The sequence below is a fragment of the Ruegeria sp. BK1 genome, assembly GCF_056535645.1.
Genome location: NZ_JBQFIS010000001.1, coordinates 1,441,101 through 1,453,257 on the forward strand (window position 1 = coordinate 1,441,101; position 12,157 = coordinate 1,453,257).

The following is a 12,157-nucleotide window of genomic DNA, read 5'->3' on the forward strand; positions in this document are numbered from 1 at the left end:
TAAGACATGGCAACCGAAATTCTCATGCCCGCCCTTTCGCCCACAATGGAAGAGGGCACGCTGGCCAAATGGCTGGTCAAAGAAGGCGACACTGTATCATCCGGCGATATCATGGCCGAGATCGAAACCGACAAGGCGACGATGGAGTTCGAAGCTGTCGATGAAGGTATCGTTGGCAAGATCCTGATCGCGGAAGGCACGGAAGGGGTCAAGGTGAATACCCCCATAGCCGTGCTTGTGGACGAAGGCGAAGACGCCTCCGCCCTGCCCGCGGCTGCGCCCGCAGCCGCAGCGGTGACCGAGGCCGCCCCTGCGGCGGTTGAGGCCCCCGCTCCCGCCGCCGCACCGGCGGCTCCGGTCGTCGATCTGTCGCCGGATTGGCCAGCCGATGCCGAGATGAAATCCGAAACCGTCCGCGAGGCCCTACGCGATGCGATGGCCGAGGAAATGCGCGGTGACGGCGACGTCTACCTGATGGGCGAAGAGGTTGCCGAGTATCAGGGCGCATACAAGATCAGCCAAGGTCTGCTGGATGAATTCGGCCCCAAACGCGTGATCGACACGCCGATCACCGAACATGGTTTTGCCGGTATCGCAGTTGGTTCTGCCTTTGGCGGCCTGAAACCCATCGTTGAGTTCATGACCTTCAACTTCGCCATGCAGGCGATTGACCAGATCATCAACTCCGCCGCCAAGACGCTCTATATGTCCGGCGGTCAAATGGGCTGTCCCATCGTGTTCCGTGGCCCCAACGGTGCCGCCGCCCGCGTGGCCGCGCAGCACAGCCAGGATTACGCGGCGTGGTATATGCAAATCCCCGGCCTGAAAGTCGTCATGCCCTATTCGGCAGCCGACGCCAAAGGTCTGCTGAAATCGGCCATTCGCGACCCCAACCCGGTGATTTTCCTAGAAAACGAAATCCTCTATGGCCGGTCTTTCGACGTGCCCCAAGTGGATGATCTGACCATCCCGCTGGGCAAAGCGCGTATCTGGCGCGAAGGCACAGACGTGACCATCGTCAGCTTTGGCATCGGCATGCAATACGCGCTGGAAGCCGCTGACAAGCTGGCCGAGGAAGGTATCAGCGCCGAGGTCATCGACCTGCGCACCATCCGCCCGATGGACACTGGCGCGATCATCAACTCGGTGATGAAAACCAACCGTCTTGTGACCGTCGAGGAAGGCTGGCCGCAAGGCTCGGTCGGCAGCTATATCAGCTCGGTCGTGATGCAGGAGGCGTTCGACTATCTCGACGCGCCGGTCATCAACTGCACCGGCAAGGACGTTCCGATGCCTTACGCCGCGAACCTCGAAAAGCTGGCCCTGATCACCACTGATGAGGTCATCGCCGCCGTCAAACAAGTGACCTACCGGTAAGGAGCGACACAGATGCCCACAGAAATTCTGATGCCCGCCCTGTCGCCGACCATGGAAGAAGGCACGCTTGCCAAATGGCTGGTCAAAGAGGGCGATACCGTGTCGTCTGGCGACCTGCTGGCCGAGATTGAAACCGACAAGGCGACGATGGAATTCGAGGCCGTTGACGAAGGCACCATTGGCAAAATCCTGATCCCGGAAGGCTCCGAAGGCGTGAAGGTCAACACGGCCATCGCGATCCTGCTGGAAGATGGTGAAAGCGCCGATGATATCAGCGCAACACCCGCAGCAGCCCCCGCGGCTGCCCCGGCAGTCGCTGCGGGTAACGAGGCCGCCCCTGCGGCGTCCGAGGCACCCGCCCCCGCCCCGGCTGCTCCGGTCAAGGCCGATGGCGGTCGTATCTTTGCCTCGCCTCTGGCCCGCCGGATCGCCGCGCAAAAGGGCCTTGATCTGGCGCAGATCACCGGCTCGGGTCCGCATGGACGTATCGTCAAAGCGGATGTGGAAGGCGCAACGGCGACGGCCCCAGCGGCAGCGCCCGCACCTGCAGCAGCGGCTCCGGCGGCGGCGGCACCGGCTGGCCCCTCGGCAGACGCAGTTGCCAAGATGTACGAGGGTCGCGACTACGAGGAAATCAAGCTCGACGGCATGCGCAAGACCATCGCTGCGCGCCTGTCCGAGGCCAAGCAGACCATCCCGCATTTCTACCTGCGCCGCGATATCAAACTGGACGCGCTGCTCAAGTTCCGCAGCCAGTTGAACAAGCAGCTGGAAGGCCGTGGCGTGAAGCTCAGCGTCAACGACTTCATCATCAAAGCTGTCGCCAACGCGCTGCAACAAGTTCCAGCCTGTAACGCGGTTTGGGCCGGTGATCGGGTGCTGCAACTGAAACCCTCGGACGTGGCCGTGGCCGTCGCGATCGAGGGCGGGTTGTTCACCCCGGTGCTGCAGGATGCCGACACCAAGTCGCTGTCTGCTTTGTCGACCGAGATGAAGGACCTGGCCGGGCGCGCGCGTGAACGCAAACTGGCACCGCATGAATATCAGGGCGGTACCTTTGCGATCTCGAATCTGGGCATGTTTGGCATCGACAATTTCGACGCTATCGTGAACCCGCCGCACGCTGGAATTCTGGCTGTGGGCACCGGTGTCAAGAAACCGGTTGTAGGCGATGATGGAGAGCTGACCGCAGCAACCGTGATGTCCGTCACCATGTCCGTCGATCATCGGGTTATCGATGGTGCGCTTGGGGCAGAACTGCTGCAAGCTATCGTGGAAAACCTTGAAAACCCGATGGTTATGCTGGCCTAACATCTAATAACACAAAACAGCCGCGCCCGATTTTCCGGCGCGGCTTTTTGGTGCCCTGACGGGATGTGAGCAAGCGTGATCTGCCCGACTGTTGCTAGGTTCTGCGCAGCACACCAAATTGAGTGCAGATCAGAAACGAATGCACAGGTGCCCCATGACCTTCACGCGAATTACTCGAACAGGATTGGTTTTGCTGATGCTGGCTGCGATTGCACCCGCCGACGCCTATGCCAAGCCCAATAGCTATCCCGGCGAAAACTCGAAATACAATTCAAAAAGCGCGGTTGCCAAATGGGAAGCAGAACGTTCCAAACGAATTGAAGAGCGTAAGAAACGGCGAGAAGAACGGCGGCTCAAGCGGTTGAACGAAAAGAACAACCGCTCGAACTAATACTCACTTACTGGTCCTTTCCCAGCATGTGATCCATCGAGATCGAGGGCTGATCGCACCCTGCTTCGCCCACGATCTTGGCTGGAATGCCCGCCACTGTTTTGCACGCGGGCACTTCCTGTAACACAACCGAGCCCGCAGCGATCCGGCTGCAATGACCCACTTCGATATTGCCCAGAACCTTGGCCCCGGCCCCGATCAGAACACCGTTGCCAATCTTGGGATGACGCTGCTCTTCTTCCTTACCGGTCCCGCCCAGCGTCACTGAATGCAGCATCGAGACATTGTCCCCCACCACAGCAGTTTCACCAATCACTATGGAATGGGCATGGTCGATCATGATCCCTTTGCCGATTTTCGCGGCGGGGTGAATGTCGATCCCGAAAATCTCGGACGAGCGCATCTGGAAGAAATAGGCCAGATCGTAGCGTTTCTTCTGCCACAGCCAATGCGCCACACGGTAGGCCTGCATCGCCTGATAACCTTTGAAGTACAGGATCGGCTGCAGCAGGCGGTGGCAGGCTGGATCGCGTTCGTAGACCGCCATAAGGTCAGCGCGAGCCGCCTCGATCAATGACGGATCGTCGGCATAGGCTTCGTCCACAATCTCACGCAGCACCATCATCGACATCTCGTTCGAGCACAGCTTGGCCGCTACACGATACGACAACGCGCGCTCAAGACTGCGGTGATGCAGGATACAGGCATGCACCAGCCCGCCCATCAGGGGCTCATTTTCAACGGCCGCTTCGGCCTCGGTCGTGATGCGGTCCCAGACGGGGTCGACGGGGGTCACAAGACTGCGCTTTTCCAACATGGCTTTTCATCCTTTGCTGCGCCTAGAATGCCATTTAGTGGCAAAAACGCCAAACGCAAACCCGTGATCTGCAAGGCAACGAAAATGAATGCATCGCAACTGGCAGAATTCGAAGCCAAAATTCGAGCGCGGTTGGAAGAACTGGCGGAGGATTCAGCCGCTGGACAGGACGCGCAAGCGGTTGTCGAGCTGGACCAGCAAGCCGTCGGTCGCCTGAGCCGAATGGACGCTTTGCAAAATCAGGCCATGGCCAAGGCGCAGCAAGCAAACAGGAATCTGGAAATGCGTAGGTTGCAATCCGCATTGCAGTGTATGGAGGACTGGGAATACGGGTTTTGCGAGGATTGTGGAGAGGATATCCCCGCTGGCCGCCTGAATTTGGACCTGGCGGCCAGCAAATGCGTCAGTTGCGCGTCTGGTTAATCCGAGTGTCGATCAGGTGACGCAGCACCAGTTCAAAGCACTGACAATAGCGCAGATCGTCAAAGCTGGGCTCATCCGCCAGCTTCCTGTTACGCGCCGCCGCCATCAGGGAACCATTTCCAAACAGCGGATGCATACACCCGGTCTGGCCGACATAGGCATCGGCCAGTTCTGCTTCTTGGATCATACGTTGGCACAGGCGGTCCCGGTCCAGCGGGTCAACCCGTAACAGCACCCGCGCGGCGGCACTGACATCGCCGTGAAGCACCGGGCGCATGGTCAGCCCTGCCCGACCGACAGTCGCGCAAACAGGCCGGGGCCAAAGCTGGCGGAAACCTGCGCGACCTGTACGTCGTACCCCGCTGAGACACCATCGCTTAGCTTCATCGCGGCGCTATAGACCCAACGCGGTTCTGCAGTGATCTCTTCTCGGATCAAGGACCCGCTGGAGCGAACCTGTACCAGATAGGTTTCAGCTTCTTCCGCCAGTGGTACGTCCAACCCCTCCCAGTCGTCGCCATCCAGACGGGTGCGGCGAATCCAGCTGATCTGGTCCTCGGACGCAGCGCGATGCGCGCGCAGATGAACCGGAGCATAGGGCCGCAAGCCATTGCCGTTGAAAGCCAGAACCTGATGCACATAGGACGGATCATCGTACCCTCGCGCTGCCGGGCCTATGCGATAATGCTTGGCGACACGACGTTCGGACCTCAGAAGGTTGGTCTGCGCGATCCGTTGATCCAGCAAGACAAAGGTCGAACCTTCAGGCCAGACATCCGGTATGGCGGCATCGCTGCCCAACTGACCACGCAGGCGACCAGACAGCGCGCAAGTGCCGGGGCTTTCCAATGTTGCCTGGGCGAACTGAAACACCTCCCATTTGCCGGGCGAGCCGTCGCCGATTGCTGCCAGATTGGCCCCATTCAGCAGGGCGTCTCGCGGTCGGGACTCCAAAAGCCCTGCGATCAACTCGACACGCAAAGGCGCGCCATTATCCCATACACCGGCACTTGCACGCCGCAGAGGTGTTTGCGTGAAGCCGATCACCGCCTGCCGCGAGATCACATCCTGCAAGCTGTAATCCTCATCACTGCCAGAGGAATAGACCGCCGCCCCACCGGGCCACGGATCGGCCGACACTGCGATGTAGGGCGCATGAGGCGCCTCGGCCCCCGTGATCAGCGGCAGGTCCAGAAATACGGGCAGAACCGGAACCGGCGCGACAAAGGGCCGTTCGGGAACGGGATCCTCGGGCAAGTCCGAGGCGCTGTAGACGCCCGGCTCAACCCGGACCGCGTCCGCCAATTGCAGCTCGGCCTGTTCCAGACGGTCTATGCGATAACGCGCGCCCTGTTCGTCCCCTGACAGGCTGATAACATCGCCCGCACCGATAGTCAGCATCGATGGAGGCAAGGCAAAGCGGACAGTTTCGCGCGACACGCGCGCCTCGCTGAGCCAACGTTCGACCGTCTGACGCCCTTCGGTGCGGGTCATCGACAGGGGCATCTCGTTGACCGAGACGGAATGTGTCTGATCGTCTGGTAGAACGGCCTCCTCCGAGACGATGTCGTGATCGGCATCCGATTGCACGAAACGCAACCGCACGCGACCCGTCATCTCAGCTTCGGCTTCGCGCCGGTGCTCGATGGTGTTTTCGACATCCGGGCTGATGGCCAGTTGCTCGGTGTCAAGCACCTGCGGCGTCTGCGCCGCCCGCATCCGAAAGATCAAAACGCCGTCGCGTTCAATGGAATCGAACCCATAGCGCAGCATCAAAGGCTGCAAAGCCGCCCGCGCGTCCGAGACCTGCTCGATCACATAGCCGCGGACAACACCATAAAGCTGCGTGGTGTCGATATCGGTCACTCCGGCTCCGTGGCAGATTTCCGTCACCACGGACGCCAGACTACGCGCGCCAGAGCGTCCGTTCAGCCAATGACCACGGGCATAGTTTTCACCGTCGCTCCACTGGCTGCGCAGATTGGGAAAGGTGGGATAGGGCCGTGCGTCCCAGGCCCAGACATAGGCGTTGGACATGTCAATCATCGGTGCGTCATAGACATCTGATACGGGGTTCAGGGTCGGGTCGGACCAGTACCCCAGCACCGCGCGCAGATATTGAAACTGCATGAAATCATCCCGCAACCCATTGGAATAGGCTGGCAAGCTGGATTCCGAGGACTTTGGGTCCAGAAATTTGTTCGGCTGGTTCGTGCCCTTGTCGATGGCCGCACAGCCAAGTTCTGTGAACCAGATCGGTTTCGACCCCGGAACCCATGCTGTTTGGTTCGTCTGTCGCACTCCGCCGATGCGTTCGTGATGCGGGTTGGACCACCAATTGCGCAGGTCCTTGTAGCGCCAGATCCACGGCTCGTTGTGTTGCGCGTCTTCAATGGGCGCGCGGATTTGAGCCTCGGCCTCTTCGGGCGAGGCATAGAACCAGTCATACCCCTCGCCGCCTTCGATATTGCTGCGCAGGTAGTCCAGATCGTAGATCGCATTCGCGCCGGCCTTCAGGTCGGCATGATCCTCGCCGTCCCGCCAATCCGACAGTGGCATGTAGTTGTCGATGCCGACGAAGTCGATATTGTCATCCGCCCACAGTGGGTCGAGGTGAAAGTACCGATCCCCGCTGCCATCCGCAGGCTGATAACCGAAGTATTCGCTCCAATCCGCTGCATATCCGATCTTGGTGTCAGGCCCCAGAATTGCGCGCACTTCGGCCGCGAGGGTGCGCATCTGAGCAACGGCCGAAAAACCCGAAGCACCTCGGATCTGCGTCAGACCACGCATCTCGGACGCGATGCAGAAGGACTCGACCCCACCTGCGGTCTTACATAGCGCGGCATAGTGCAGAATAAAGCGGAACATCCCCCAGTCCTGCGGGCCGGTATAGGTCACTGCACCATCGGCGATGGCAAAATCCGACGCCCGCGCCTGACCGAAGAATGCATTGACCTGCGCATCGGCCTGAGCGGCGCCATCCGGCGAGCCCGCGCGTCCCGGTGCGGTGCTAAGCGTGATCCGTCCGCGCCACGGAAGATGGGGCTGACCGGTTCCGCCCGACCAGGGGTCTGGCAGGTTATTGCCGCTGAGTTGGTCCATCAGAATGAACGGGTAGAACATCACCCGTTTGCCCGATTGCTTCAGGTGCTGGATGGCCTGCACGACCGACGCATCGGCCGGGGTCGCCCCATAGACCGGTCGGTCATTTTCATGCTGTACAAGCTGCGCCTCGGCACGAGACACGCCGGCAACCGTCCAGGGCATATTCTCGCCCTCATATTCCTTGTGCAAAACCTTGGGCTGCAACTGACATTCGCCGCAACGCAGGTCATTCCCGAACCACGACACGATCAAAGAGGCCGCGTCGCATGACGGCAGTTCGGCTTCCAACGCGCGGGTCGAGGTTACAAAATCCGGCACGCCAGACGCCGAGTTCACATTGGCCGCCCAGCTTTGCCCCCGTCCCTTGGTGTAATTCACCTGAGTGCTCGCCAGCGCGTATTCGCCGGTGCCCGGCATCAGGGCCACGCCCCGCACGATACTGGACAGTGCATTCGGTGTCTCTGGCAGGTCGGGCTGATCCGGACGCACCACCTCGAACGAGAATTGCGGCACCCTGTTGCCGAAGGCCGCCAGCTGCAAATCTTCGATCACTACATAGGCTGTCCCCCGGTAGGCCGGAACACTACCGGCCCCCTCAATCGCTTCGATCAAGGGATCAGGCAATTGCGCCTCATCGCCTGGGTAGACCCGCATGTTCAGGCCTGCACGTTCCAGTTCCTCGCCGTCGGCCCAGACCCGGGACACATCGGCGATCTGTCCCGCCCCGACTGCAATCGCCAACGAGATCGAATAACTGTAGCTGTGAGTGGTGGTCGTGACCTCGGGTGCTTTCGGGCTTCCTTTGCCGCCGCCGCCCGACTGCGTGGTTGTGCTGGTGCTGAGCGTTTCCAGAAAGTCCGAGGCCCAGATGACCTGCCCACCAACCCGCATCCGCCCGAATAAGGTAGCGACCGAGGCACCTTCACCCGTTTCTGTCAGTCGGAACCGGTCCAGCCGTCCGGTTTCAACGACCTCGCTGCCACTGCCCATGACCGATTGGCTCATCAGCCGCTGGTCGATTACACGACCCAGCGACGCCCCGATGGCGCGCCCTATGACCGCCGTAGACAACCCCGCGACCGTGCCCCCAATCGCGCCGCCAATCGCGGCACCGGCCGCAGAAAGTACAATCGTCGCCATTTACATATCCTTCCGCGGAAAACAGAAACAGGCGACCACGCGGCGGCGCCAGGGATCGCTCAGGGTATTCTCGACAACGCCATGGCCGGAATACGCATGAATAAACTGCGGTAATGGTTTGATCTGGCTGACAAGTCCGACATGCTTAGCCACGCGTCCGTCACGCATCCGAAACAGCAAAACATCTCCGACTGCCGCCTCCTTAACTGGCTTTGCGATCAGGTGGCGGCGGGCCGCATCCCACATCCGTTCCTCACCCTGCGGTTCAGACCAATCCATAGAGTAGGAAGGCACCGCCTCCGGCTCGACCCCCATGACCGCGCGCCAGACGCCGCGCAGTAGACCCAGACAATCCGCGCCCGCCCCCTTGGTCGAGGCCTGATGAACATAGGGCGTGCCCAGCCAGCTTCGCGCCTCGGTCACGATATCCTGCCTTTCTTCGGTCATCGTCTGCTTCCCCCTGCGTTCGGATTGCTTTTCTTGGGTACGGCCATCACCCAATCCTCGCTCGGAAGATCAGGAAATCCTTGGAAGTTTATGAGATTGCTAAATTTTAATCGACAGGTCTCCATGCGCTTATCGCAACCTGCGGTCAGGCGAACGTGGTCTCCAGCGGCCAGACCACCGCTTATCCCGGACCACAACGTGATGCGACGACCACCCGAGATCGGCTCATCCTGCTTGACCGACGCCCATAGGCCCTCGGCCTGCCCCGACAAAACGTCAACGCGGCCTCGTTCAAACCACGCGGCTAAAGCGGCTTCAGCACCCGTTACCTCAAGCACACTACCAGCAGTCAAACGAGCAATCTGGGCTTCGGCAAGGAACCCCGGTGCTCCAACGTCGAAACGACAACTTCGGTCGCCCAGAACCGCCGTACAAGGTTTTTGATAGATCCGCCCCAGAGGCCGGTTCAACAGATCCGTCAGGCCCCGTAGTTCAGCATGAAACGCCCCACCCGCACGACGTATCTCACCAATCGAGCCGCGAAATTGCAGGATACGCTGTTCTGGCTGCGCCCAGTTCACCAACCAGGCTTTGACTTCGGCCCCATCAAAACGACCCGCCTCAATATCCTGTTCCCGAACCGCTGCATCGGACAACGCGCCCATTGCCTCGGAATTATCGATGGACAGGCCCGTAGCTTGTTCTACCGCTGCGGCGGTCAAGCCGGTGCTGGCCTTGAAGGTCAGCCCCTCGAACTGCAATTCCAGATCATGATCCGTAAACCCATAGACCTGCCCGTCCGGTCGCGTGATGGCCCAGCACCGGCACGTAGTCGTCAGCCCGGTTTGCAGATGCGCTTGCAAGCTTTCCCGATCCACGCTCATCAGATACGCACCTCGACAACCGGTACATTGGGAACGTCGCCGGCCTGAAAGCTGGCAACGCTGGTTTGAATCTTGTCGGTGTCAAAACGCACGGGCACGTCAAACTCGAACCCCGCGGTGATCTCGACATTCTCGGGCGGCGGGTCGGCGAACATCACTTGCCCGCGCAGCAGATCAACCTCGAAATCCACCCCTTCGCGCATTTCATCCTGTTCCAGGCCCAACCGCACCGTACCCAGAACCGGCTTGGTGATGGGGCGCACATACTGGAATCCGCCCGAACTGTAGGTTTTAACAAGCTGAAATTCAGTCTTCACACCGTCTCCGCGCGCGATGACCTGATCGCCTTTGTCCACGTCAGCGGTTGCTGCACCGGATTTGTAGTCGGACCAGTCCTTCCAGCGGAACCCGAACATTTGGCCCTGCCGGGCCTCGAAAAACGAGATCAAAGTCTCGATATCATCCAGAGACCGCATCCCGAACCCAGCGTCATACCGCCTGCGCGAATGAGCCCAAGGGGTGTTGCGTTCTTCGAAACCATTGGCCAGCGTCACGATGTCCGTTCGCCGCTCCGGTCCGCCGACCGAGCCGAAACTCAGGCTGGCGGGAAATCTCACCTCGTGGAAATTCATGACCTGCTCCGTGATTTACCTATTGCGATTGCCGCGACCCAAGGCGCGGCTCATCTGTGCGGCGATCTGGCTTTGACTGCGTCGAAAGCCCTGCACGTCAGGTGTGGTGATGTTCATCACCACATTCACCGCTCCACCTCCGCCCGATGTGCGAACGCCCAGCTTGCCATCTGGTCCGCGCGCCAGAGGCATAATCGCCTCAGGGCCAGCCTCACCCATCAGGCCGGTCGCGCCGCGCATCGGGAAAGTCGTCGGGCCGGTGATCACCCCGCCATTGGCAAAGGGCATTACCCGGCCCTGGCTAAAACTGCCGCCGTCTGCAAAGGGCAGGATGCCTTGGACAAAACTGCCGACCCCGTTTGCCAGCAGGCCACCGAAATGATCCGTTACCGGCTTGATCGCCGCCGCGTAAGCTGCCTGAAACATTGAGTTCTTCAGGACACCCAGCGCGTCCGACAGGTTCATCCCATCCAGCAGCACGCCATCAAAGGCCCTCCGCAACCCGCCAGACATGCCGCGCTCCAGCGTGGCGACGTCCTTGCCAGTTTCCTCGAAGGCTGCGCTGATCCGCTTCATCTGGCTGTCAAATGCTGCCGCCATGGAAGCGGCATCGCCTAGCGCGTCGCCCAACGCCTCACCCCGCTCCTGAAGGTCGTCCAGCCCATCACGATCCGTCGTCATCACGCTCTCCTTGTTTCTTGTCCGGGTAGGCCGCCAGCAAAGCGTCCAGCCCCTTGCGGTTCATCGCAGGCATCCCTGCGCCCTGCCCCAGCATCAGCCGCAGCTCTGCCGGGGTCAGACGCCAGAACTGGTCCGGCGTCAGACGCAAGCCGGTCATCCCGGCCCGCATCAGGGTGGGCCAGTCGAACCCGCTCAACGATCCGGCACCATGAAGGCGCGGGCCAAAAGCTCGGCTGCAGCGCGGGCCCCTGCCATGGGGCCGCCATCGATCTCAGCCCGCAGCATGTCGGCACGCGATACATCCGCCCCACCGCCCCGCAGCCCCACCACGATCAGCGCCAAAACATCGCCGCTGGAATAGGCTCCGCCTTCGAACCGCTGCACCAGTTCCACCAACGTCCCGGTGCCCAGCTCCTGTTCCAGTTCCGCCAAAGCACCCAGCGTCAGCTTGAGCACCCGTCGCTGCCCATCGATGGTCAATGCCACCTCACCCGTCCACGGATTGGCCATCGGCTTACAGCGCCGTAAAGGTCAGAGCCCCGGCGCTGGCCAGGCTCATCTCATAGGTGGCCTCGCCGTTATGCGAGCCCGCATACTCGATGCCAGTCACCTGAAACGCGCCTTCGACAATGCCGAAATCGGGGATGATCACCTGGAAATCTGGCGTCCACCGTCAAAGAACAACTGACGCGCACGTTCATCGGTGCCTTCGTCCTTGAACACACCCGAGCCCGAGATCGAGGCCGATTTGACCCCAGCCCCCGACAGCAGCTCGCGCCATCCGCCCTGGCTTTCAAGGCTGGTGACATCCACACTTTCCGCGTTGAAACTGACCCGCGTGGCGCGCAGGCCCGCGATGGTCTCAAACAGGCCAGTGCCGTTCATATCCACTTTGACCAACAGGTCTTTTCCGTTCTGAGCAGCCATATGCTCTCTCCGTTGATTG

13 protein-coding genes and 1 pseudogene are annotated in these 12,157 nt (G+C 60.7%); 4 read left to right on the plus strand and 10 right to left on the minus strand.

Features of this window, described 5'->3' with window-relative positions; translation table 11 throughout:
* Positions 1-6: 6 nt before the first annotated feature.
* From ACR3E7_RS07145 to ACR3E7_RS07155, 3 genes are all read left to right on the plus strand, one after another.
* Positions 7-1,377: a pyruvate dehydrogenase complex E1 component subunit beta gene (locus ACR3E7_RS07145; protein WP_480502550.1), complete on the plus strand. Its 1,371-nt coding sequence runs from the start codon at positions 7-9 to the stop codon at positions 1,375-1,377.
* A gap of 12 nt (positions 1,378-1,389) precedes the next feature.
* Positions 1,390-2,688, plus strand: a complete 1,299-nt coding sequence (locus ACR3E7_RS07150; RefSeq protein ID WP_170788803.1) for a pyruvate dehydrogenase complex dihydrolipoamide acetyltransferase — start codon at positions 1,390-1,392, stop codon at positions 2,686-2,688.
* 154 nt (positions 2,689-2,842) lie between these two features.
* Complete coding sequence (locus tag ACR3E7_RS07155; protein ID WP_170770544.1) at positions 2,843-3,079, plus strand: hypothetical protein; 237 nt, start codon at positions 2,843-2,845, stop codon at positions 3,077-3,079.
* A 7-nt stretch (positions 3,080-3,086) separates the two neighbouring features.
* Here the strand turns inward: ACR3E7_RS07155 and cysE are convergent, their stop codons facing one another.
* Positions 3,087-3,896 (minus strand): serine O-acetyltransferase, encoded by an 810-nt coding sequence (cysE, locus tag ACR3E7_RS07160; protein ID WP_170770542.1) that lies wholly within the window; start codon positions 3,894-3,896, stop codon positions 3,087-3,089.
* Between the two features lie 84 nt (positions 3,897-3,980).
* Here cysE and ACR3E7_RS07165 point away from each other — a divergent pair, with 84 nt between their 5' ends.
* Complete coding sequence (locus ACR3E7_RS07165; RefSeq protein ID WP_480502551.1) at positions 3,981-4,319, plus strand: TraR/DksA family transcriptional regulator; 339 nt, start codon at positions 3,981-3,983, stop codon at positions 4,317-4,319.
* On the opposite strand, the gene ACR3E7_RS07170 is transcribed toward ACR3E7_RS07165, so the two are convergent.
* The 9 genes and pseudogenes from ACR3E7_RS07170 to ACR3E7_RS07210 form a co-directional block, all read right to left on the minus strand.
* Positions 4,300-4,596: a DUF7742 family protein gene (locus ACR3E7_RS07170; RefSeq protein WP_170770538.1), complete on the minus strand. Its 297-nt coding sequence runs from the start codon at positions 4,594-4,596 to the stop codon at positions 4,300-4,302. The two genes, ACR3E7_RS07165 and ACR3E7_RS07170, sit on opposite strands and share 20 nt — an antisense overlap.
* A gap of 2 nt (positions 4,597-4,598) precedes the next feature.
* Positions 4,599-8,567 carry a baseplate multidomain protein megatron gene (locus ACR3E7_RS07175; RefSeq protein WP_480502552.1) on the minus strand — a complete coding sequence of 1,323 codons (3,969 nt, stop codon included), beginning with the start codon at positions 8,565-8,567 and terminating at the stop codon, positions 4,599-4,601.
* Positions 8,568-9,014 carry an NlpC/P60 family protein gene (locus ACR3E7_RS07180; RefSeq protein ID WP_480502553.1) on the minus strand — a complete coding sequence of 149 codons (447 nt, stop codon included), beginning with the start codon at positions 9,012-9,014 and terminating at the stop codon, positions 8,568-8,570.
* Positions 9,011-9,898, minus strand: coding sequence for a DUF2163 domain-containing protein (locus ACR3E7_RS07185; RefSeq protein ID WP_480502554.1), 888 nt, complete (start codon positions 9,896-9,898; stop codon positions 9,011-9,013). The genes ACR3E7_RS07180 and ACR3E7_RS07185 overlap by 4 nt, the downstream gene beginning before the upstream one ends.
* Positions 9,898-10,530 carry a DUF2460 domain-containing protein gene (locus ACR3E7_RS07190; RefSeq protein ID WP_170788808.1) on the minus strand — a complete coding sequence of 211 codons (633 nt, stop codon included), beginning with the start codon at positions 10,528-10,530 and terminating at the stop codon, positions 9,898-9,900. Before ACR3E7_RS07190 ends, ACR3E7_RS07185 begins: the two co-directional genes overlap by 1 nt.
* Positions 10,531-10,545: 15 nt before the next feature.
* Positions 10,546-11,211 (minus strand): phage tail tape measure protein, encoded by a 666-nt coding sequence (locus ACR3E7_RS07195; protein ID WP_480502555.1) that lies wholly within the window; start codon positions 11,209-11,211, stop codon positions 10,546-10,548.
* Entirely contained in the window at positions 11,195-11,407 is a 213-nt protein-coding gene (locus ACR3E7_RS07200) for a rcc01693 family protein (RefSeq protein ID WP_170788810.1), read from the minus strand. The genes ACR3E7_RS07195 and ACR3E7_RS07200 overlap by 17 nt, the downstream gene beginning before the upstream one ends.
* Complete coding sequence (locus tag ACR3E7_RS07205) at positions 11,404-11,721, minus strand: gene transfer agent family protein (protein WP_480502556.1); 318 nt, start codon at positions 11,719-11,721, stop codon at positions 11,404-11,406. Before ACR3E7_RS07205 ends, ACR3E7_RS07200 begins: the two co-directional genes overlap by 4 nt.
* A gap of 4 nt (positions 11,722-11,725) precedes the next feature.
* A pseudogene (locus ACR3E7_RS07210) lies at positions 11,726-12,138 on the minus strand (phage major tail protein, TP901-1 family).
* Positions 12,139-12,157: the final 19 nt, after the last annotated feature.